Annotated in this window: 21 protein-coding genes; 13 read left to right on the forward strand and 8 right to left on the reverse strand. The window is 41.0% G+C overall.

Features of this window, described 5'->3' with window-relative positions; all coding sequences use genetic code 11:
* Positions 1-180: 180 nt before the first annotated feature.
* Genes gatC through gatB form a run of 3 tightly spaced genes read left to right on the forward strand, consistent with a single transcriptional unit; the run spans position 181 to position 3,387 of the window.
* Positions 181-471, forward strand: a complete 291-nt coding sequence (gatC, locus tag MHB38_RS03435) for an Asp-tRNA(Asn)/Glu-tRNA(Gln) amidotransferase subunit GatC (protein ID WP_003213898.1) — start codon at positions 181-183, stop codon at positions 469-471.
* Between the two features lie 14 nt (positions 472-485).
* Positions 486-1,943: an Asp-tRNA(Asn)/Glu-tRNA(Gln) amidotransferase subunit GatA gene (gene gatA / locus MHB38_RS03440; protein WP_341002420.1), complete on the forward strand. Its 1,458-nt coding sequence runs from the start codon at positions 486-488 to the stop codon at positions 1,941-1,943.
* 13 nt (positions 1,944-1,956) lie between these two features.
* Entirely contained in the window at positions 1,957-3,387 is a 1,431-nt protein-coding gene (gatB, locus tag MHB38_RS03445) for an Asp-tRNA(Asn)/Glu-tRNA(Gln) amidotransferase subunit GatB (protein ID WP_007496855.1), read from the forward strand.
* Positions 3,388-3,569: 182 nt separating this feature from the next.
* Here gatB and MHB38_RS03450 read toward each other — a convergent pair whose 3' ends face one another.
* On the reverse strand, positions 3,570-4,415 hold the full coding sequence (locus MHB38_RS03450; RefSeq protein ID WP_241511788.1) for a TetR/AcrR family transcriptional regulator: 846 nt from the start codon (positions 4,413-4,415) through the stop codon (positions 3,570-3,572).
* A 131-nt stretch (positions 4,416-4,546) separates the two neighbouring features.
* On the opposite strand from MHB38_RS03450, the gene MHB38_RS03455 reads away from it, so the two are divergent.
* A complete protein-coding gene (locus MHB38_RS03455) occupies positions 4,547-7,774 on the forward strand; it encodes an efflux RND transporter permease subunit (RefSeq protein ID WP_341002425.1) in 3,228 nt (1,075 codons plus the stop codon).
* Positions 7,775-8,002: 228 nt separating this feature from the next.
* On the opposite strand, the gene MHB38_RS03460 is transcribed toward MHB38_RS03455, so the two are convergent.
* The gene (locus tag MHB38_RS03460) at positions 8,003-8,956 is read right to left on the reverse strand and encodes a nucleoside hydrolase (RefSeq protein ID WP_046342880.1); all 954 of its coding nucleotides are present in this window, start codon (positions 8,954-8,956) and stop codon (positions 8,003-8,005) included.
* Between the two features lie 181 nt (positions 8,957-9,137).
* On the opposite strand from MHB38_RS03460, the gene MHB38_RS03465 reads away from it, so the two are divergent.
* Positions 9,138-10,046 carry a diacylglycerol kinase gene (locus MHB38_RS03465; RefSeq protein WP_007496845.1) on the forward strand — a complete coding sequence of 303 codons (909 nt, stop codon included), beginning with the start codon at positions 9,138-9,140 and terminating at the stop codon, positions 10,044-10,046.
* A gap of 61 nt (positions 10,047-10,107) precedes the next feature.
* Positions 10,108-11,481, forward strand: a complete 1,374-nt coding sequence (gene rlmD / locus MHB38_RS03470; protein ID WP_048002048.1) for a 23S rRNA (uracil(1939)-C(5))-methyltransferase RlmD — start codon at positions 10,108-10,110, stop codon at positions 11,479-11,481.
* Between the two features lie 298 nt (positions 11,482-11,779).
* Here the strand turns inward: rlmD and MHB38_RS03475 are convergent, their stop codons facing one another.
* A complete protein-coding gene (locus MHB38_RS03475; RefSeq protein WP_035703576.1) occupies positions 11,780-12,115 on the reverse strand; it encodes a hypothetical protein in 336 nt (111 codons plus the stop codon).
* A 25-nt stretch (positions 12,116-12,140) separates the two neighbouring features.
* A complete protein-coding gene (locus MHB38_RS03480; protein WP_035703579.1) occupies positions 12,141-13,682 on the reverse strand; it encodes a T7SS effector LXG polymorphic toxin in 1,542 nt (513 codons plus the stop codon).
* 542 nt (positions 13,683-14,224) lie between these two features.
* Between MHB38_RS03480 and MHB38_RS03485 the strand changes: the two genes are divergently transcribed.
* Positions 14,225-15,199, forward strand: a complete 975-nt coding sequence (locus MHB38_RS03485; RefSeq protein ID WP_035703581.1) for a tRNA dihydrouridine synthase — start codon at positions 14,225-14,227, stop codon at positions 15,197-15,199.
* 106 nt (positions 15,200-15,305) lie between these two features.
* Positions 15,306-16,160 carry an SMI1/KNR4 family protein gene (locus MHB38_RS03490; protein ID WP_202734666.1) on the forward strand — a complete coding sequence of 285 codons (855 nt, stop codon included), beginning with the start codon at positions 15,306-15,308 and terminating at the stop codon, positions 16,158-16,160.
* Positions 16,161-16,215: 55 nt separating this feature from the next.
* On the opposite strand, the gene MHB38_RS03495 is transcribed toward MHB38_RS03490, so the two are convergent.
* The gene (locus MHB38_RS03495; RefSeq protein WP_007496834.1) at positions 16,216-16,587 is read right to left on the reverse strand and encodes a hypothetical protein; all 372 of its coding nucleotides are present in this window, start codon (positions 16,585-16,587) and stop codon (positions 16,216-16,218) included.
* Positions 16,588-16,768: 181 nt separating this feature from the next.
* On the opposite strand from MHB38_RS03495, the gene MHB38_RS03500 reads away from it, so the two are divergent.
* Complete coding sequence (locus MHB38_RS03500) at positions 16,769-17,206, forward strand: Rrf2 family transcriptional regulator (protein WP_017366776.1); 438 nt, start codon at positions 16,769-16,771, stop codon at positions 17,204-17,206.
* Between the two features lie 65 nt (positions 17,207-17,271).
* Positions 17,272-18,186 (forward strand): NAD(P)/FAD-dependent oxidoreductase, encoded by a 915-nt coding sequence (locus tag MHB38_RS03505; protein ID WP_341002433.1) that lies wholly within the window; start codon positions 17,272-17,274, stop codon positions 18,184-18,186.
* Positions 18,187-18,196: 10 nt separating this feature from the next.
* Here the strand turns inward: MHB38_RS03505 and MHB38_RS03510 are convergent, their stop codons facing one another.
* Positions 18,197-18,397, reverse strand: coding sequence for a hypothetical protein (locus tag MHB38_RS03510; RefSeq protein ID WP_025206887.1), 201 nt, complete (start codon positions 18,395-18,397; stop codon positions 18,197-18,199).
* 113 nt (positions 18,398-18,510) lie between these two features.
* On the opposite strand from MHB38_RS03510, the gene MHB38_RS03515 reads away from it, so the two are divergent.
* Entirely contained in the window at positions 18,511-19,158 is a 648-nt protein-coding gene (locus MHB38_RS03515; RefSeq protein ID WP_234922844.1) for a DUF3885 domain-containing protein, read from the forward strand.
* Between the two features lie 34 nt (positions 19,159-19,192).
* Here the strand turns inward: MHB38_RS03515 and MHB38_RS03520 are convergent, their stop codons facing one another.
* Entirely contained in the window at positions 19,193-20,521 is a 1,329-nt protein-coding gene (locus tag MHB38_RS03520) for a 6-phospho-beta-glucosidase (RefSeq protein ID WP_341002435.1), read from the reverse strand.
* 204 nt (positions 20,522-20,725) lie between these two features.
* On the opposite strand from MHB38_RS03520, the gene MHB38_RS03525 reads away from it, so the two are divergent.
* Positions 20,726-21,457 (forward strand): MurR/RpiR family transcriptional regulator, encoded by a 732-nt coding sequence (locus MHB38_RS03525; protein WP_138825325.1) that lies wholly within the window; start codon positions 20,726-20,728, stop codon positions 21,455-21,457.
* Positions 21,458-21,470: 13 nt separating this feature from the next.
* Here the strand turns inward: MHB38_RS03525 and MHB38_RS03530 are convergent, their stop codons facing one another.
* A complete protein-coding gene (locus tag MHB38_RS03530; RefSeq protein WP_341002440.1) occupies positions 21,471-22,673 on the reverse strand; it encodes an MFS transporter in 1,203 nt (400 codons plus the stop codon).
* A gap of 146 nt (positions 22,674-22,819) precedes the next feature.
* Between MHB38_RS03530 and MHB38_RS03535 the strand changes: the two genes are divergently transcribed.
* A complete protein-coding gene (locus MHB38_RS03535) occupies positions 22,820-23,299 on the forward strand; it encodes an aminoacyl-tRNA deacylase (protein WP_135226984.1) in 480 nt (159 codons plus the stop codon).
* Positions 23,300-23,306: the final 7 nt, after the last annotated feature.

The following is a 23,306-nucleotide window of genomic DNA, read 5'->3' on the forward strand; positions in this document are numbered from 1 at the left end:
TAAAAAGTCAACTTGATGAATATTTTAGACACTGGCTGCACCACAATGACATATTAGTGGACAAAGCCTTTCTAGGCGTCCTCGTAAAGTTGCTTTAGAACAGTAAAATTTGATATGATAAAGTGTATATGACTTATGATCATGACCACGAACACGTATCATTTTTGGAGGTGAACCTGCATGTCAAGAATTTCAATAGAAGAAGTAAAGCATGTTGCGCATTTGGCACGGCTTGCGATTACAGAAGAAGAAGCTGAGATGTTTACAGAACAGCTTGATAGCATCATTTCATTTGCAGAGCAGTTAAACGAGGTAGATACGGAAAACGTTGAACCAACAACACACGTATTAAAAATGAAAAACGTCATGAGAGAAGATGTTCCGAATAAAGGTCTTTCCATTGAGGCAGTCATCAAAAACGCGCCTGATCATAAAGACGGCTATATTCGTGTGCCATCAATTTTGGACTAAAGGAGGCCTGAGGCATGTCACTGTTTGACCACAAAATTTCTGAATTAAAAGAGCTTTTACATAAAAAGGAACTGTCTGTTTCTGATTTAGTGGACGAGTCTTATAAACGAATCCATGAAGTAGACGGGAAAGTACAAGCATTCCTAGCGCTGGACGAAGAGAAAGCACGTGCGTACGCAAAGGAATTGGACGAGGCCGTTGGTGAAAAGGACGAGCTTGGTCTATTGTTCGGTATGCCGATCGGTGTCAAAGATAACATCGTGACGAAAGATTTACGTACAACGGCATCAAGTAAAATCTTGCAAAACTTTGATCCTATTTACGATGCAACCGTTGTGAACCGCTTAAGAGAAGCGGAAGCTGTCACAATCGGTAAATTAAACATGGACGAATTTGCGATGGGATCTTCTACGGAGAACTCAGGCTTCAAAGCAACGAAAAACCCGTGGAATTTAAACACCGTTCCAGGTGGGTCAAGTGGTGGCTCAGCAGCATCTGTTGCAGCTGGAGAAGTACCATTCTCTCTTGGATCAGATACAGGCGGCTCCATTCGCCAGCCGGCATCATTCTGTGGTGTTGTTGGTCTTAAACCAACATATGGCCGTGTATCTAGATACGGTTTAATCGCATTTGCTTCTTCATTAGATCAAATTGGGCCGATTACGCGTAATGTTGAGGACAATGCATATGTTCTTCAAGCGATTTCTGGTGTTGATCAAATGGACGCAACGAGTGCAAATGTCGATGTCCCAGATTTTCTTTCTTCATTAACTGGCGACATCAAAGGCTTGAAAATCGCTTTGCCAAAAGAATATCTTGGTGAAGGTGTTGGCGAAGAAGCAAAAGAGTCTGTTCTTAAAGCGTTGAAAGTATTAGAAGGACTTGGTGCCACATGGGAAGAAGTATCTCTTCCGCATTCTAAATATGCGCTTGCGACTTACTACTTGCTTTCATCTTCAGAAGCATCTGCAAACCTTGCTCGTTTTGACGGTATTCGCTATGGCTACCGTACAGACAATGCAGACAACCTGATTGATTTATATAAAAATACCCGTTCTGAAGGCTTTGGAGACGAAGTGAAACGCCGCATCATGCTTGGCACATTCGCTCTAAGCTCAGGATATTACGATGCATACTATAAAAAGGCACAAAAAGTCCGTACACTGATCAAAAAAGACTTTGAAGATGTTTTCGAAAAGTATGATGTCATTGTAGGACCAACAACACCAACTCCGGCATTTAACATTGGTGAAAAGACAAGCGATCCACTCACAATGTATGCAAACGATATTTTAACGATCCCTGTTAACCTTGCAGGCGTTCCAGGAATCAGTGTGCCTTGTGGATTTGCAAATGGTCTTCCGTTAGGACTGCAAATCATCGGTAAACACTTTGATGAAGGAACCGTTTACCGCGTGGCTCACGCTTTCGAACAAGCAACAGATCATCATAAAGCAAAACCTGAACTGTAAGGGGTGAATCAGAATGAACTTTGAAACGGTAATTGGACTTGAAGTCCACGTAGAGCTCAAAACACAATCAAAAATTTTCTCAAGCTCACCGACGCCTTTTGGTGCGGCTGCCAATACGCAAACAAGTGTCATCGATCTTGGTTATCCTGGCGTACTGCCTGTGCTGAACAAAGAAGCGGTGAACTTTGCGATGAAAGCAGCAATGGCACTGAACTGTGAGATTGCAACTGATACAAAATTTGACCGTAAAAACTATTTCTATCCTGATAACCCAAAGGCGTATCAAATTTCTCAATTTGATAAACCGATCGGTGAAAACGGCTGGATTGAAATTGAAGTAGACGGCAAAACAAAACGAATTGGTATTACACGTCTTCATTTGGAAGAGGATGCAGGAAAACTGACGCACACAGGCGACGGTTATTCACTCGTCGATTTCAACCGTCAAGGAACACCACTTGTTGAAATCGTATCTGAGCCTGACATTCGTACGCCAGAAGAAGCGTATGCTTACTTAGAAAAATTAAAATCCATTATTCAATATACAGGCGTCTCTGACTGTAAGATGGAAGAAGGCTCACTTCGTTGTGATGCCAACATTTCTCTTCGTCCGATCGGCCGTGAAGAGTTTGGAACGAAAACAGAGCTGAAGAACTTAAACTCATTTGCTTTCGTCCAAAAAGGTCTTGAGTTCGAAGAAAAACGTCAAGAGCAAGTATTGCTTTCTGGCGGCTTGATCGAACAAGAAACTCGCCGCTATGACGAAGCGTCTAAAAAGACGATCCTCATGCGTGTCAAAGAAGGCTCTGATGATTACCGCTACTTCCCAGAACCCGATTTGGTGGAGTTGTATATTGATGACGAGTGGAAAGAACGCGTAAGAGCATCCATTCCAGAGCTTCCAGACGAGCGCCGCAAACGCTACATTGATGAACTTGGACTTCCTGCATATGACGCAATGGTACTGACGCTGACAAAAGAAATGTCTGATTTCTTTGAAGCGACCATTTCAGAAGGTGCAGAAGCGAAGCAAGCATCAAACTGGCTCATGGGTGAAGTATCTGCGTACTTAAACTCGGCCCAAAAAGAGCTGGAAGATACGAAGCTAACGCCGCAAGGACTGGCTGGCATGATCAAGCTTATCGAAAAAGGAACGATTTCTTCTAAGATTGCCAAAAAGGTATTCAAAGAGCTTATCGAAAATGGGGGCGACGCAGAAACAATCGTCAAAGAAAAAGGACTTGTCCAAATTTCTGACGAAGGTGCACTGCTCAAACTTGTCACAGAAGCTCTTGATAACAACCCGCAATCCATTGAAGACTTCAAAAATGGAAAAGACCGCGCAATTGGTTTCTTAGTCGGACAAATTATGAAAGCATCGAAGGGACAAGCAAACCCACCGATGGTCAACAAGATTCTTCTTGAAGAAATTAAAAAACGATAAATCGCAAAAACCGCCTCTTCATTGAGGCGGTTTTTTTGTTGATGGATATGACAGGGTCTTATCACAGATTCAGACCACCGCCGTATATCAATTCATTGGTTCTTTTTTTATAATGAAGCATAAGCTTTAGCACATATTCGAAGGGGATAAAGGTGAACTAAAGTGAACATCGCCACGTATTGTTATTGGAGGAATAGCTTCAATTGTTCCACAGCTCTTTGGACAGCGGAGTCCTCACACGTTTCTAAATTTGTCAGCATCCCTTGAATGACCGGCTTGCGAGGCTCATCTTTGGCCAATTCTTCTTCAATAACTTCAATGGATACAAGGGTATCATCCGAAAGCAGATGCTCAGATTTTAACAATCGAAGCTCTTCTTGAAGAGTAGCGGCATTTGGCGTTTCATCATCCCAAATGTTTTGCTTTAGAATCGGCTTCGCATGAGAACGGAGAAGCCCATGCACCAAATCATCAAATCGGTCGAGAATAAAGGATGAGAGCTCATCACATGATAATTGCATCTGATCTTGTAAAAGCAGTACCTGCACATAAGATTGGATGATTCCTTGAATCATGACTGACAGGTCAGTTATGTATGGTTCGATCTCCTGTCCATACGTGGTCAAAATAGAAATTTGGATTTCATCATTCATCTGCTTTTTAACCGTTTTGGAATACTTTTTAATTTGCTGGTTTTCCGGAATAATGTTCTCGCTGAGGATCAAAATGATAAAATCCTTGTTCTCAGCAAAGTGCTGGAACTGTTCAGCGATTTGTTTCTGAAAGATATCTCTAGGCGCAAGATGCTGATTTTCTTTTCGAATCTTTTCAATACTTTGCATAGACGTGTCGATATAATATTCAAACGCTCTGTTGAAAAGCTGTTCTTTTGATTTGAAATGCAAATAAAATGCACCTTTAGAAATTCCGCATTCATCTGCAATTTCCTGAATGGTCGTAGAAGAAAAACCTTTTTTCGCAAACAACTGAATGCTTGCTTTAATGATTTTTTCTTTTTTTTCGTTCATGAAATAAGGCCCCTTCAGCTTTAGAATGTTACGTCAAACGCAAGTGAAATGGTTGACGGCATTGTATATCACCGTTTATTATGATATAGAATGACCAGTCAGTCAATACATAAAGGAAAATGGAGGACATAATGAATTCGATCATCAATTTTGTATTAAAGAACAAGTTCGCTGTATGGCTCATGACGATTATCGTAACAGTTGCTGGTCTATATGCCGGATTGAATATGAAACAAGAATCAATCCCGAATATCAACACTCCAGTCATTACGGTTTCTACAACGTATCCTGGCGCAACGCCGGACGAAGTATCAGATAAGGTGACAGACCCAATTGAGAAGTCGATACAAAATCTCAATGGGGTGAATGTGGTCACTTCTAATTCTTTTGAAAATGCCTCATCGATTCAAATCGAGTACGATTACAATAAAGACATGGATGAAGCAAAGAAGGAAATTGAAGATGCCATTAGCAATATCAATTTTCCAGAAAATGCAGAAAAACCAAAAATCACACGTTTTAGCATCAATGCGATTCCAATCTTAGCTCTAAGTGTCTCCGGTGATAAAGAATCATTACAAGACCTGACACAAAAAGTGGAAAATGATCTTATTCCTTCTCTTCAAAGCTTAGAGGGTGTCTCGTCTGTCGAAGCTTCTGGACAACAAATCAAAGAAGTAGAATTTTCTTTTAAACAAAAGAAATTGAAGGAATATGGTTTAGATGAAGAAACTGTCCAAAACATGATCAAAGGCTCTGATGTCAATGTACCTTTAGGGTTATACACATTTGGCAACAAGCAAAAATCAGTCGTAGTGGATGGCAATATTTTAAGTGTTAAAGATTTGAAAAACATGCGAATTCCTGTCACACCAAGTGCAAGCGGCGGTGCGGGAAGCGCAGGAGCTGGAGCGCCTTCTAGCGGCTCAGGAAATGCAGGAGCTCAAGGTGCTGATCAACAGGCTGGAAGTGCAAGTCAGCAGCAAGCAGCAGCAGCTCAGCAACAAACAGGTGCAGGTGCAGCAAGCGGTCAATCGGTAGAACTGCCGACGATCAAACTTTCTGAGATAGCAGATATTAAAGTCGTGAAAGATGCAGAATCAATTTCTAGAACGAACGGAAAAGACAGTATCGGTTTGCAAATTGTCAAAGGCTCTGATGCCAACACAGTGAGTGTAGCAGAAGCAGTCACAAAAGAACTTGAAACATTCAAAAAAGACAATAAAGGAATCAAAGTCAGCACGACATATGATCAAGCAGAGCCGATTAAAGAATCTGTCAGCACAATGCTGAACAAGGCGATCATCGGAGCAATCTTTGCGATCATTATCATCATGTTGTTCCTTCGAGATATCAAATCAACATTAATTTCGGTCATCTCCATTCCGTTATCCCTGTTGATTGCTGTTTTATTATTAAATCAGCTCGATATCACATTAAATATCATGACACTTGGTGCCATGACAGTCGCCATTGGGCGTGTTGTCGATGACTCGATTGTCGTCATAGAAAACATCTATCGACGAATGGCGTTAAAAGATGAACCGTTAAAAGGCAAAGCACTCGTTAGAGAAGCAACAAAAGAAATGTTTATTCCGATTATGTCTTCGACGATTGTCACAATTGCGGTATTCTTGCCATTAGCGCTAGTGGGTGGAATGATTGGTGAACTATTCATCCCATTTGCATTAACCATTGTGTTTGCTCTAATGGCTTCACTACTTGTCGCCATTACAATCGTTCCAATGATGGCTCACAGCCTATTTAGAAAGAACCTGTATGGCAAAGCGAAAAAGGTAAAAGAACACAAACCAAGCAAACTTGCTGGTGGTTATAGACGTGTACTCAATTGGACATTGAACCATAAATGGATCACGTCAGGAATTGCGATTCTGATGCTGGTCGGAAGCTTATTCCTCGCACCACTTGTCGGTGTCAGCTTCTTACCACAGGAAGCAGAAAAAACGGCAATGGTGACATACACGCCAGAGCCTGGACAAACGAGAGAACAAGCCATTGCTGAAACGAAAAAGGCAGAAGATTACTTAATGAAACGTGATCATGTCAATACGGTTCAATATTCATTAGGCTCTTCAAATGCAATGACAGCAAGTGTTGGCGGAAACTCTAACGGTGCATTATTCTTCGTACAATACGACGAGGACACACCGAACTTTGATAAAGAAAAAGATCGTGTGGTTAAAGCCCTTCAAGACAAAACGTCTAAAGGGGAATGGAAATCACAAGACTTCTCATCTGCTGGCGCAAGCAATACAGTGACGTACTATGTGTACGGTGACAAAGCAAGTGATATTGAAGGCACAGTCAAAGATGTCGAGAACATTTTAAAAGATGAAAAGAACTTGAAAAACGTCAGCACAAGCTTATCTGAGAAGTATGACGAATATACGTTTAATGCAGATCAAGAAAAACTGGCGAAACTAGGCTTGACCGCTTCACAAATCGCACAGGCGATCGCTCCTCAAAGTAATGAAACAACGTTGACGAAAGTAACAGAGGACGGCAAAGAACTAGATGTGAAGCTTCAAACGGAAAAAGATGAATACAAGAGTAAAAAAGATCTAGAGAATAAAAAGATCACAACACCAACAGGACAACAAGTCCGAATTGGCGATGTGGTGAAAGTGAAAGATGGCACAACAGCAAACACTGTAACAAAGCGTGATGGGAAGATTTACGCTGAAGTATCTGGTGACATGACAACAGACGACGTATCAAGTGTGACACAAGATGTCCAGAAGAAAGTTGACAAGCTTGATTTAAAATCTGGCGTTACGATTGATACAGGCGGTGTAAGTGCGGATATTGAGGAATCCTTTACACAGCTAGGACTCGCAATGCTTGCAGCGATTGCGATTGTATACCTCGTTCTCGTCATTACATTTGGCGGAGGTCTCGCACCATTTGCGATTCTGTTCTCACTTCCATTTACGGTTATTGGGGCACTCGTTGGATTGTTTGTAGCGAAAGAAACCATCAGCTTAAATGCCATGATTGGATTGCTGATGCTAATCGGAATCGTTGTAACAAATGCCATTGTCTTGATTGACCGAGTGATTCATAAAGAAAAAGAAGGTCTTTCAACAAGAGAAGCTTTACTTGAAGCAGGTACAACAAGATTACGCCCAATCTTAATGACGGCACTTGCGACAATTGGTGCATTGCTGCCACTCGCATTAGGTTTTGAAGGCGGAAGTCAGATCGTATCAAAAGGACTTGGCGTCACCGTTATTGGCGGTTTAACAAGTTCTACACTTCTCACATTGGTCATCGTGCCAATCGTGTATGAAATCTTAAGCAAGTTTAGACGTAAGAAAAAGTACGCTGAAGAAGAGTAAGAGGAAGCCCCGCTAATAAGCGGGGCTTCAGCGTGTAGACAAACCCTCGCATTCTTTGTCAGTCCTGCGTGCCGGTGCTCACGAATGTCAAATTCGCTCCGCGCCGGTACTCGTAATTCCTAGACTGCAAAGGTTTTCTATCACGCTGAAAAGAAGACACAGGGCTAAAATCAAGTTCATTTTAGCCCTGTGTCAACAATTTGAGCCCCGCTAATAAGCGGGGCTTTTTTATGATGAAATCTGACAAACCGCTTTTCTCATAAGCTCTTCAAAGGCCTCGAAAAAGGCATCCCGATCAACGTGGTCAATGACTTGAATCGATTTTCCATCTGGATGTTCTTCGGTACGTCCTTGTCTTGGTGTTTCGGTATAAACAATTGCATTCATTTCTTTTGAACGGGTAAATGAGGTGGATGCAAGAGTGATCGTTGTCAGCACATCCCATAAGTAGTAAGTCGAGTTCGTTTCGTGATGAATGAGAGGCGGACAAAAGGCATAACATTGTCCAATAAAGTCAATCCCGATGTGAGAGCGAAGGGAAGCCCATCGTTGACGGACATCGAGTGTGAGCGGAACCTGATTTGTACTTTCCAGTGCGACCATTTCAATTGGAAAACGCTCTTGAAATACGGTGCTCACAGCATAAGGGTCCCAAAAAGCATTCCATTCTGCTGTTCCATCATGCTCTGGTTCTTCGACATTGCCTTTTTCAAGGAATGTGCCGCCCATCCACACCAGTTTCTCAATTTTATTTGAGATGGAAGGATCTTCTTCTAACGCGCGTGCAAGGTCTGTAAGCGGTCCTGTAAAGAGCAGCGTAACAGGTTCGGTTGACTTTTTCACCGTTTCAATCAGGTGAAGATGTGCAGGAAGCTTAGATACTTTTGTATCAACAGCGCCTTTTTCATTTAAAATCGGCAAAGCATCTACATAAAAAGCATGCATACGCCATTCCTTTGGAAATGGATTGACACCTCTAGAATTGGAAGCGGCTACTTCAATCTCATATGGGCTAAAACGATCAATAATTTTCTGAGAAGCGCTCAGCGCAGGCTCTAAATAACAATCAGCAGGAATCACAGACATCCCGATCACTTTCAGGTGTTCCATTTGAAGAAGTAGAAATAAGGACACAAGATCATCAACACCGCCGTCATGGTTGAAATAGACAGGCTTTTTCATGGCATACCATCCTTTTCATCGTTTTCTTTTATCTTATCAGAATGCTGATCTGCTGAGGGAAACGTACCGTGAGATTTCAAATATTAGGGGGGTGTTCTGTTGCCATTTTCAAATCTCATAGTATAATTAAAGGTTGTTAGTGGTGAAAATAGATTGCATAATGATAATAGGATGATGATGAATGAAACGTGCTCGAATTATATACAATCCGACATCTGGACGTGAACTCTTTAAGAAGAATTTACCGCAGGTTTTGCAAAAATTTGAACAGGCTGGCTATGAAACATCTTGTCATGCGACGACATGTGCAGGAGATGCAACACAAGCAGCCGAAAAAGCCGCACAGAGAGATTTTGATTTAATTGTAGCAGCTGGTGGAGACGGCACGATTAATGAAGTCGTCAACGGATTAGCGCCGCTTGAAAAAAGACCAAAATTAGGAATCATTCCAGTTGGAACGACCAATGACTTCGCAAGAGCACTTGGCATTCCAAGAGAAGATATTTTAAAAGCGACAGATGCCATCATTGATGGTGTAGCAAAGCCGCTTGATATTGGTAAAGTGAATGGACAGTATTTCATTAATATTGCGGGAGGCGGCCGATTAACAGAGCTGACCTATGAAGTGCCTAGTAAGCTGAAAACCATGCTAGGACAACTTGCGTATTATTTGAAAGGCATGGAGATGCTTCCTTCCATTCGCCCGACAGAAGTCGAAATTGAATATGACGGCAAATTGTTTCATGGAGAAATCATGCTGTTTCTTGTTTCACTAACAAACTCAGTAGGCGGCTTTGAAAAGCTGGCACCAGATTCCATTCTAGATGATGGGATGTTTGACCTGATCATTCTAAAGAAGGTCAATCTAGCAGAAGCCATTCGAGTGGTCAGCCTTGCACTCAGAGGCGAGCATATTCATGATAACAATGTCATCTACGCAAAAGCGAATCGCGTGAAGGTAGATGTAAAAGATAAAATGCAATTGAATTTAGATGGTGAATACGGCGGCATGCTGCCAGGTGAATTTGAAAATCTGTATCGCCATATTGAATTTATTGTGCCAAAAGCAACAGCTGAAAAAATAGGGTGAAGACTAAACTTGGTTCCTTATGGCGACCAAGTTTTTCTTTGCAAATGAGGTGATAAAATTGGTGAAAATGAAACCGCCTGTTGAAAAGAATGAATACTACAATGTAACCTTCGAAGATTTAACGCACGAAGGTGCAGGTGTAGCGAAAATTGAGGGTTTCCCTGTGTTTGTACCGAATGCCCTTCCTGACGAACAAGGGAAAATCAAAGTCACACGTGTCAAAAAAGGATTTGCTTTTGGACGACTCATGGAGCTGACAAAGGAAAGTCAGCACAGGCAAGATGCGCCATGTCCCATTTACAAGCAGTGCGGTGGCTGTCAAATCCAGCACATGAGCTATGAAGGTCAGCTGCAATTTAAACAGAAACAAGTAAAGGACGTATTGGAGCGGATCGGCAAGCTTGATATGAGCCGTGTAAAAGTTCATCCTGTACTCGGCATGGAAGACCCTTGGAATTACAGAAACAAAGCACAAGTACCAGTTGGCGAACGGGAAGGCGGACTTGTTGCTGGATTTTATCAGCAGCGTACCCATGAAATTATTGATATGGAAAAATGTTTGATCCAGCAATCAGAAAACGATGAAGTCGTTCAAGCTGTCAAAGAAATATGCCAAGCGTTCGGTATCAAAGCATATAACGAAGAACGTCATAAAGGCTGGTTGCGTCATGTCATGGTTCGCTACGGTATTGCAACAGGTGAAATGATGGTTGTGTTTGTTACTAGAACGGCTGATTTTCCGCAAAAGCAGCAGGTGATTGAGCAGATTATAGCACGCTTCCCACACGTTCGGTCAATTGTACAAAACGTGAATTCAAAGAAAACAAATGTCATTTTCGGAGACGAAACAACCGTTTTATGGGGCGAAGAATACATTTATGATACGATTGGCGACATCAAATTTGCCATTTCAGCCCGCTCATTTTATCAAGTGAACCCAGCTCAAACAAAGGTGCTTTATGACAAAGCCCTTGAATATGCCGAGCTGCAAGGAGAAGAAACCGTCATCGATGCCTACTGCGGAATCGGTACGATTTCCTTATTTCTCGCACAAAAAGCAGGCAGAGTATATGGGGTTGAAATTGTCCCAGAAGCAATTGAAGATGCAAAACGCAACGCTGCCTTAAACGGAATCAATAATGTTGAATTCGCAGTCGGCGAAGCAGAAACCGTCATCCCAAACTGGTACAAAGAAGGCATCATAGCAGATACGCTAGTTGTTGATCCGCCAAGAAAAGGCTGTGATGAAGCACTGCTTGATACGATTTTAAAGATGAAACCGAACCGTGTTGTGTATGTGTCCTGTAATCCAGGGACGCTAGCTCGTGATTTGCGTATTCTTGAAGATGGTGGGTATGTGACGGAGGAAGTGCAGCCGGTGGATATGTTTCCGCATACGAGTCATGTGGAGTGCGTGGCGTCTTTATATAAATAAGGGTTTAAGAGTGTACAAGTTACGATTTATAACAAAATTAAAGAAAAAACAGCAGACCGCGGGAAATGCAAGAAATTTTGACAGAAAACCTTTTTATTGATCGAAAAGAGATGATGCGGTGATCAAATAAGAATATTTCCTTGATTTGTTGGCCGAGGGGCATGCGAAAGGAATTACGATAAATAGCCGTTGGATTTAAAAAGGTATCTTCAAATAAAACAAAGTTTACGAAATATGTTCAGTTAAAACAAAAGAAAGCTCTTCTTTATTAGAGGGGCTTTCTTTTGTTATCCGTCTGTTATTTATCATTGTCCAAATCCCATATTTTTTGACCATCCGGTAAATATACTGCTGTTGGTGGATCGTTATAAAGGGAAATTTCAGTAAAAGCATTACCTTCTTTCAGCCATTCATAAACAATACCACAATTATTGGTAGGATTAGCTAATATTTTATTCGCTTTAAATCCAGCAGCATGGTATTCCGTGTAATTTACATCGTCATCTTCTAATCCATTGTCTGTTTCATAAACAGTATCTAGTTTACCGATAATTCTAAAACCATTTTCCCATTCTAGTATCATATCACTTTTTTCAAAATCTATTAATGTTCTAATTAATGAATCGTATCCCATGTATATCCCCTTCTGATAATGATTTTTATGGTCTCGCTGGTACTATGTGAGCTCCATCTTTTCCGTAATGTATCAATCCGTTAGTAGTTTCTAGATACGTTTTGGATTTGTGATCATAGTATTTTCCTATTACTTGACCAAAATTTATTCTTTCTCTATTTTTAGTGAACATATCACCTTTTCCTGCAAATTTATCTAGTAATTCTTGTGCCTTTTTATTGTCTCCATAGAATATACTCTTGGTTTTACCATTCGCAACTTCTTGCTTATAGTTAGGTGCATCAGGAATATGTTTCTCTTGAGCGCCTGGTTTTACTTTTGCCGGGAACCCATTTACTTCACGATACGGACCTTTTGGTACGGAGTGTTTGCCGAAGGAAGGTGTTTTGACAATCTTCTTGGCTACTTTCTCTCCTTTCATGATTTTAAATACGTATTTTCCAACTTTAGCGATTTTAGCTACGGGTATCATGTACAAGCTTGATACTAGACGGTCCATGTCAGCGACTTTGTCACCTGATACAGGGTCTCTCCCTGTTATGATTCGAATTGCATCATTTATTCCTGTAAATTCAACCGCTGTATTTAAGATTTTTGGGGTTTGTTTTAAGTCGGAAATCTTTGTGATGCTCTCAATATTCACTTTGTTTTGGTCCGTTATTCGTAACCGATAGAGCATTCCATCTCGAATAACGTCAACTATTTTGGCATTTGCGAAGTCAATCTTTTCATCTGTATTATATACTTTTCCATTTACGAACACGGCGTCTTGATTAATTTTATTAGAGGGTTTCCTATTTACAACCGTATCCACATTCGATCGCTCTTTATCATTCAGCTTATTCAGCATGATCGCCATTGGATTTCCATCGGGATTGTCTATTTTTTTATTCAATTCGTTTAGGTTACTGCTGATCTTTTTGTCTTCCTTATCTTTGAGAATGGACCCTTTTTGATAGGTGGTGATCCCGATTTTTGCACCAGTGAACATTGTGCCTAGAGTGTCTATGTATTCTTTCATTGTTTGTATGGAGTTCTTGGTTTCATTCAAAGCACTGGCTTGTTCTCTGTCAAAGGCATGGAGCGTACCGATGGTTTTTGAGATGTTCATCCAGGCTTTTTGGTAACTGACTTGAAAAGCAGACTCGTCCACAATTGGTAAATGAATAATATGGCTGACTTTGCCGATGGCACTGCTCACATCTGACATGATATCAGATACAGCTGTTTCGGCATTTTTTAAACCTTGATCAAGCTCATGCTCGAGAAATGCTTGTGAGATAAAGCCATTTTCATTTGATTCAAATGCATGAAGTGCATTCTGTACCTTTTGGAGTACGGAGGTGTATTCTCCAATCGTGACTTGAAAGAATTGCAAGAAAGGGATATGGCACTCTGAGTAAAACGCTCGAATCGCTTCTCCAGCTTCCCCCTTTAGTGCGCCATCCAATGAAATGATTCGATTGATTTGGCTTTCAAGGGATTTGATATGTAGTGATTGTTGTTTTAACTGTGTCAGTGTTTGATCAATTGCATGGTGCAAAGTTTTAACATCTAACGTTTTCATGGTATTCTCCTTTAATGCTTGGTCGCAATCAATAGAGATTTTACCATTATACGGAGAATGATTGGGGAATAAATACTTAATTTCATGAAGTTGAACCGATTTGCTTAGGTGATAAAGACTAGTTGTTCAAATAACAAGTGGAACAGTTTGAAAAGGTGTACGTTCTCACAAGCTTGCCATGTGCTTTATTGACAGCACGTTGTATAACACGATTCCCGAAAGTTTCCTTTTTGAACAACGTTTACGCCTTCTGAAATTTTTGATATTTTATATAGTGCTGATCGTATTTTGTTAACGTTTGTTTTACGCTTCTTTTGCATTGTCGCTTATAAAAAAAACATAATATTACCCAAAAGAATACTTTTAACTGCAAAATGATTTGCAATTATTGGTCATAGTTGATTATGATCAAGGCCTGTTATAATAAGGTTTTTAACACCAAGAATGAACGTTTGCGTTGGCTTCTTACTAAAGTATATAATGATATTTTATAGAAGGACATGCCCTTTAGGTGCTATGTCATGAGAGGAATTGGATGAAAGATGAGTAAAAATTTCTGGCGTGATTTACCACGGCCATTCTTTATATTAGCACCAATGGAAGAAGTGACAGATGTTGTGTTTCGTCATGTTGTGAGTGAGGCGGCGAGACCGGATGTGTTTTTCACAGAGTTTACGAACAGTGAGAGCTACTGCCACCCTGATGGCATTCAAAGTGTGAAAGGCCGTTTAACATTTACAGAGGATGAGCAGCCGATTGTTGCTCATATTTGGGGAGATAAGCCTGAGAACTTCAGACAAATGAGTATTGGAATGGCGGAGTTAGGATTTCAGGGGCTTGATATTAATATGGGCTGTCCTGTCCCAAATGTCACGCAAAACGGGAAGGGTAGTGGATTGATTCTTCGCCCAGACGTTGCGGCAGAGCTGATTCAAGCGGCAAAAGCAGGGGGATTACCTGTTAGTGTGAAAACAAGACTAGGGTTTACAGAGGTCGATGAATGGCGTAGTTGGCTCAGACACATTTTGGAGCAAGACATTGTGAATTTATCGATTCATCTTCGTACAAGAAAGGAAATGAGCCAAGTAGATGCGCATTGGGAGCTCATTCCTGAAATTAAAAAACTACGTGATGAAATAGCACCTGATACGCTTTTGACGATCAATGGTGATATTCCTGATCGTCAAACGGGCTTAAAGCTCGCTGAGCAGTATGGAGTGGACGGAGTGATGATTGGACGTGGGATTTTTCATAACCCATTTGCTTTTGAAAAAGAGCCGAAGGAGCATACGAGTGATGAATTGCTTGGTCTTTTAAGATTGCATCTTGATCTTCATGATCAATATTCCTCATTAGGCTTGCGTCCATTTAAGGCGTTGCATCGTTTCTTTAAGATTTATGTGAAAGGGTTCAGAGGAGCGAGTTTCTTAAGAAATCAATTAATGAATACATCGTCAACAGATGAAGTGCGTGAGATGTTGGATGAATTTGAGGCGAGAAATCAGGAACAATCATAATCAAAAAGAGGAGGGGTAACCCTTCTCTTTTTTTATGAATAGGACTATTAAACTAGTTCTCTCGAATGGTAAAATGAGATAGAAATAACAATTGGAGGTATTTTATTTGAAACCATTTTGGGATACAGACAGAGAAAGTGAAGAGACATTTAAGAAAATCAATGAAAAAGGCATTGCAAAAGCAGAAAAGAAACTAGGCGTCATCTTGCCTGATACATATAAGAAGCTTATCCTCGAACAAAATGGCGGTTATACCCTGCATAATGCTTTTCCAACGGACCAGCCGAATGGATGGGCAGAAGGTCATGTGTCATTTGATCATTTAAGAGGAATTGCCAAAGGCGAAGGTATTATGGATAGTGATTATTTAATAGAAGAATGGGAATTGCCTGAGGGAATTGTGCCTATTTGTGGGGATGGTCATACATGGATTGCATTGGATTATAGAGAAACAAAGGAACATCCGCCGGTTCATTACTTTGATCTAGAATATGAAACGGATTTTAAATTAACGGATTCGTTTGATGAATTGATTGCGGGGCATTATACCGCAGAGGATAGTGAAGAAGATGAAATGTCAGATGAAGAATGGCTGGCTGAATATGAAAAACAGAATAAACCATTATCAAAAGAAGAAGTGAAAGATATCTTTTTAACCAAAGACCCTGAGCAACTTTCAAAAATCGCGAATTTCCAAGTGGAACAAATTGATGATATCAAGTGGATTTTTTCTGAGGTAGAAACGTATATGGATAGCCTTCAGAACGAAGAAATGTTAACGACTGCTGGTTGGACAATCAATACGATCTTTATAATGAATGACGAAATGATTAAGCAGCATGCTGATGTTGTCGAGCATGCACGTCGTTTTGCGAAGCATTTGAATCAATCAGAAATAGATGAAATGCCCCACATTGCCTTTAATATATCAATCGCATTGGAATTTGATTTAGAGGAATAAGTATCTATCATTTTAAAAATAGACCCCCTTCCTAAAAAGGGGGTCACCAATTCCTTTACTCCGCACTCTCCTCAACATCACGGCTATCTTCTGTTTCACCAATATAAATAGGACCGTTTGCATGGTCGATTCGGATTGGCCATTCGTATGGGACTTGCAGGCGTCGTGCGATGGCTCTCCAAAACTTTGCAGAATCAAATTCTAGTTCTTGAAAGTCTTTAAGCAATTCTTTATAAGAAGATCCATCAAATTGAATGTACGAGTCTTGCAGACGCATAAAGGCGTAATGTCTCACTTCTAATGCTGCCGCAGCCTCCATTTCTTCTTCTGTTGCTTCGCCAATGATTGTTCCTGCGGGTGGAAGCATGTCGTATACGTTAAATTCCTCTTCTTCTTCGTGTGCTGCATTGTGCTGTTGATCTGACATTTTTTTCACTCCTTCTAGTCTTCATCAAGCTTTTATTCGTGCTTACTTCTATTATCGGAAGGAAATGCGAAATGTGGAATGAAAAAAGAAGCAGATCCACAATACTTGCTTTTTCTTCTCGAATCTTTTATGATCAATTACAGATATAAAAGGTCTACAATAGATAGAAAGGAATGTTTCGATGAAATATTCTAAAGCGACCAACTATGCCCTGCATACGATGGTATTTTTAACCCTTGCACCAAAGGGGAAAGCAATAGGCGTTGAACCTCTCGCCAAGATGCAAGATCTTTCACCCACTTATTTATCCAAAATTTTAACAAAGCTTGTGAAGGCGGGATTGATTGAATCAACACCTGGCGCAAAAGGTGGTTACACCATTCTGAAAAAGAAGGAGGACATTTCGTTTCTAGACGTCATTCAGGCGGTAGAAGGACAAACCCATTTATTTCGTTGTTCTTTAGAACATGATTCTTTCATGCCTCACGATGGCTGTTTAATTGAACAAGTCATGCAGGATGTTGAAATGAAAATGCAGGAGACGTTAAGTCAAAAGCGGTTAGTTGATATTGCAAGTCAAATAGAGCAGACAGAAAAAAATCCATTTTTCAAGATGTGATTTTTTTTGAGTGAATTATAGATATTAAAAGTCTTTAAAGTCTTGGATAAAAAGGAGAGATTTATATGTTATTAGATTGTGCCATTATTGGAGGCGGGCCAGCCGGATTAAATGCAGCTCTTGTTGTGGGGCGGGGCAGAAAACAGGTCATGGTATTCGATGATGAGATGCCAAGAAATCGAGTGACTCAGGAATCACATGGATTTATTACAAACGATGGAATGACACCGTTTGAGATCAGACAAGCGGGAGAAGCGGATCTTCAAAACTACCCCAATATCCAAATCAAACGAAGCAGAATGGTGGAGATACAAAATCATGAGGACAACTTCGCGTTACTGACACAGGAGGGAGAAAGATTCGAAGCGAAGAAAATCATATTGGCAACAGGACTTCAGGATATACTGCCAGAAATGAAGGGGATTCATGAAGTGTACGGAAAGACCTTGTTTAGCTGTCCTTTCTGTGATGGCTGGGAGCTGAAGGACAAGCCACTTGCCCTGATTGCAGAGAACCAGCGTGCTTTGCATATGGCGAAACTTCTTTCCAATTGGACAAAGGATTTGATTGTGTTTACAAATGGACAGCAAGTGTTAGCTGAAGAGGAGAAAGCACTGTTATCAGCACATTCTATTCAAGTTATTGATGTGCCAATTGTAGCGATCCATCATGACAATGGTCAGCTACGCTCTCTTCAGCTTGCAAATGGAGAGATAGTGATAAGAGAAGGCGGATTTGTCGCAAGTGATTTCAAGCAGTCAACCCCTTTTGCTGAAAAACTAGGCTGTCAAATGACGAAAAATGGGGGCATTGAAACAGATATTCTTGGGCGTACAACCGTCAGCGGTATTTTTGCATGTGGTGATAATTTAGGCGAACCTGCTCAGCTTGTGCTTGCAGCAGCAGCTGGAAGTCAGGCAGGAATGGGCGTCATTCATGAACTTGTGCAGGAAGAGTTTCAACAAAGAACACCTCTATAAAAAGAGATGTTCAGCGATGAGCGATTTTCCGTTTTGCTAAGACGTGAGCAGTCCATTCAAAAAGTGCGTAGATGACAAAGAAGATTAGAATCCAGCTGCTGACATCGACCCATACATTGGTGATATGAATGATGTTCGCCTGATCAAGTCCAGTCTGTATCCACATCGTGATCAATGCGGTGAGGAACACCTGTAAAAACCATTTTTTCAATTGGTCACACCTCCATATCTTTCTATCATATAAGAAATGACAGTTTATTTCCAATTGAATTTCCATCAGTTTCAACGGTAAAATAAGAAATAAAACCAATGGAAGGACATGAGATGAGCGATCAAACCAATTGTTTTTTAAAAAGTCATTTTCCTGATCTTGTCCTCGCGCCGCCTCTTTTTTATAGGTGGCCTTTTGGTCTTCGCTTTGAAGTGGCAGATTGGTCATTAGGAGAAGAATCGGTTGTATTAGAAAAAGCAGGCGATCGGGCTTTAAAAATTGTCAGATATACTTTTGATCCAGAAGACGATATTCTACTTGTCACGGATGTTTACACGCAGCATGAACATGAACTAACGAGGCAAAAGCTCCTTGTTTATCAAAAATATGCCGACCGACAAGTGCGTCACCGATTGCTTCACGAGCGTTTGACTTATGTACAATCAAAACTAGAAGAAACAATGAAAATAGAGAGATTTACACTCAAGTGTCAGCTGCAAGATATTCGATTGCGCCCGCTTCTACAAGCCATATGCCAAGAGGATTTTTGCAAACCGAATCAAATCTTGAAAGGAAAGCTAGGTTATGACAATTATCTCATCAATCTTTCAAAACAGATGATTTTCCACTTATATGATGATCGAGGCTGTGATCTTATTGCGGCAGATCCAGAACATCTGCGTCCAGTTTATGAAGGTTTAAAGCACTGGCTATTAGACTATGACCGTGCTCAGATGGATCAGTTGTTTGCCGGGAAATAAGAAAAACCGCACTTTTGACAAGTGCGGCTTCTTTTTATGCTTCAACTTTATTGAAAAACTGTGGTAAGTAGTCTTTGTGTGCTTCTAGCATTTCATCTAGGATGCTTTTTGCAATGGCATCTGATGGGACGAGCGGATTGATGGTCATGGCAACAAGGGCTGTGTTGTAGTCACCTGTTACAGCTGCTTCAGCGGCTACACGTTCAAAGGATTTAATTTGAGAAATAAGTCCTTTGACAGCAACCGGCATTTCACCAACAGCGATTGGTTTTGGGCCGTCTTTTGTGATGACACAGTTCAGTTCAACGGCAGAATCATTTGGAATGTCACTGATGGCGCCATTGTTGATTGTGTTTACAGGCTGAATGTCGTGCTTGTCGTTATAAATGGATGCGATTAAGTTACATGCTGCATCACTGTAATAAGCACCGCCTCGTTTTTCAAGCTGTGGCGGCTTAATATCAAGATCAGGATCTTTGTAAAGCTCGAACAGGTCATTTTCTAGTGCACGAACGACTTCTGCACGAGTTCCCTCATTTTCTGCTGCTTTCTTCTCTTCAGCCAACATATCACTTGTTTTGTAGTAGTAGCGGTGGTACGGACAAGGAATCACACCAAGCCCTTTTAAGAAATCTGCATCCCACGGAATGGCGTGAATGTTGTTCATCGACATCGTAGAGTTTGGATCTGCCATGTCTTCGATCACTTGATCCATGATGCTTTTGCCATCTAAGAACACGTTCAGTCCAAAGACCATATGGTTTAATCCAGCAAAGCTGACTTCGACTCTGCTTGCGTCGACATCAAGTCCTTTGGCGATGCCCATGCGAATGCCGATTGGTACGTTACATAAGCCAACGACTTTGCGGTGGTTTGAATAGCGAAGTACGGCTTCTGTGACCATACCAGCTGGATTTGTGAAATTCACAAGCCAAGCATCCGGGCATAATTCTTCAATATCTTTCACAATCTCAAGAATGACAGGGATGGTGCGCAGACCCTTGAATAGACCGCCTGGACCGTTTGTTTCTTGACCAATGACATCATATTTTAAAGGAATACGTTCATCCTTCATACGTGCTTCCAGTAATCCGACGCGGAATTGTGTTGTGACGAAATCAGCGTCTACCAGCGCTTTCCGGCGATCTAAAGTTAAATGAACCTCGATTGGAAGTCCCGCTTTTTTTACCATGCGTTTTGCAAGATTTCCGACGATCTCAAGCTTTTCTTTACCTGCTTCGATATCGACGAGCCAAAGTTCGCTAATTGGAAATTCATCGTACCGTTTAATGAATCCTTCGACAAGTTCTGGTGTATAGCTTGATCCTCCGCCGATTGTGACAACCTTTAATCCTTTTGTCATGTTCTGCACCTCCGAATAATGTAACGCACAATGTTATAATAGAGTGAATCAATCTTTTATCATTTGTTTGTACATTTATAGCTTATCGTGAGAGTACCTTGTGCGTAAACGGTTTCAGCGTCTTTAGGCAAGGGTGCCCTATTTAGAGATTTGTTACATAAAAGAAACGTCTTGTGTCATGTTGTTGGAGAAAGGGGAAGTCAGATGTTTTCAAGTGAGGTCATTTCCAGCTTTAATGAACTAGAAAGCGCTTTATACCGATACATTATGGAAAACAGTGAAAAAGTCGTCTATATGAGAATTCGTGATTTGGCAGATGCCGCACATATATCGACCTCATCTGTCCTTCGCTTTTGTCGAAAAGTGAATTGTGAAGGCTTTTCAGAATTTAAGGTGAAGCTCAAAATGTATTTAGAAGCAGAACAAACACCTTCTTTGAAAAGCACGCAGCATTTCTTGTATGAATTTATCGAACGGACACTTAAAGGAGATTTTGAGGAGAAGATTAAAGAGGCAGCGAAGCTCATTGCGGGTGCAAAGAATGTGCTGTTTATTGGGACGGGCAGTTCTGGTATTTTGGCGCAGTATGGGGCAAGGTACTTTTCGAGTCTTGAGAAATTTTCATTCTACATCAACGATCCGTTTTTCCCGATGAATATGCAGTATTTAGACAATAGTGTCACCATTGTGCTGTCGGTATCAGGAGAGAACCGCATAACGATTGATCATATTTCGAAACTAAAAAGAGAAGGCAGCACGATCATTAGTATTACTAACAATCAGCACTGTACGATTTCTCGTATTTCTGACTTGAATATTGCTTATTATGTCACAGACGAACGAGTCCATAGAGCCAACATCACTACACAGACACCCGTTGTGTATATCCTAGAAGCAATGGCGCGTGACATGTTTGTGATGTTAAAAGAAAAGTAAAAGAGCCGCTGCCTTAAACAGCCGCTCTTTTTTTCTGCATCATGAAAGTGGTGATGGCAATCCCGGAACAGATGAGAACAAACAGTCCGCCTAACAAATACACAAATCTCGCTCCGAATGTATCCGCAATTAATCCAACAAAGAAAATAGATAAACTGACAGACATAGAAGAGAGAACGTATTGAGCCGAATACACCTTTGATAACTCATGGACTGGTGTTTCCGTTTGGAGGATGGTTTGCTGCGAAACATCCCGAATTTGATAGGCAGGCCCCATTAAAATACAAAGCAGCAATGCAAGCCATGGCAGGCTGTTTAGCGAAAATAGGATCGTCAGCACTGCATAAATAAAAGAGCCCGCTGCCATAAAGAGGAGAAGTTGTTTTTGAATAAACTGACTTAGCCATGCAGCCATAAGTCCGCCTATAATGGCACCTATATAATATGCGGCATTGATATATCCCCACCATTCCGCACCTTCCTTTAAAACAAGTGTGACAAAGGCAAGCGTAACCGGTCCGACCCACAAAGCACCTGCAATATTTTCACTAACATCCATGAAAGTCAGGATGCGAACCGTTTTGTTTGTCCAAATGATCTTCCAGCCATCTTTGAACCCGTTCATCTTATTTTCTTTTTGAACCGTGTCTTCTTGCTTGAGTAGAGAAAAAACAGGGATGATCAATAGATAGGACAACACAATCATGAAACAAGAGGCCCACATTAAATAAGATGGACCAATCAACAGGACGAGCATTCCAGTAAACGAATAGCCGGCGATTTGAACAGATTGATAAAAAACGGAGGCTGTACTGTTCGCTTTCACAAGCTGATTTTCTGGCACAATCATCGGCATGATGGCTTGCAATAAAGGACTAATGAACCCGCCTGTGATGGAAATCAAAACGAACGCACTAAACAGCCAGATCAGGTGCTGCTGAAAGAAATCAAATTGGGTCGTGAATACGACGAGCATCCCAATACGTAAAAGAGGGACCCATTTCAATAGACGCTTGGCTTGAAAGAGTTCTGTCAAAACAGGAGAGAGGAGCCCAGCCAATAGCTGACATAGTGTTCTTATGAGCGGAAATACAGCCGCATAGGCGACAGATTGTGTATCTTGATAAATAACCAATGTGACTGTCATCAAAAATAGAATATCACTTAGCATGAGAAGGCTTTTACTGCCTGTATAACACCAAAACTTATTTCCCATATCCAACCGACTCCTTTTCAAAAACAAGTTCAGTATAGCATGTTGGCGAAGTGTGCAGAGGTTTTCCATTGAAAAATACATCTTAAGGATGAGAGGATTGTGATAAGCTAAATGAAAGAACAACGTAAGGAAAGGGGTTCAATCAATTGAGAACATTACCAGCACATGACTTTTTGGACAAGCATGGCATCCCGTATGACATCAAAACATTTTCTGCCGACACAGAGAAGGGCGCAGCGAATGTAGCTGCAGCACTTGGTTTTAGAGAAAGACAAATGATCAAAACATTGATCTTTGAAACAGGGGAAGGGGAGCAGCTGCTTGTAATGGTTGGTGCTGACCAGCACATCAAATCAGGGAAACTAAAGAAAGCCGCAGGCTCTCGTAATATCAAAATGGCTTCACCTGACACGGTACTTGAAGTGACGGGCTATCGGATTGGCTCGATTCCGCCATTTTGTTGGCAGCCTGAAGGGTTCCGCACGATTATCGAAGCATCGCTATTAGAAGAAGAGATATTAGGCGTTGGAGCGGGAGAATGGGGAAATGAAATACTCATCACCCCAGAACAACTAGTAAAAGCATCAAAAGCGGTCCCATTTGATCTTGTTCAGCCATCCGAATAGAAAAAGT

Origin of the sequence: Bacillus sp. FSL K6-3176, from assembly GCF_038003325.1 — a bacterium.
Lineage (GTDB): Bacteria > Bacillota > Bacilli > Bacillales > Bacillaceae > Bacillus > Bacillus altitudinis.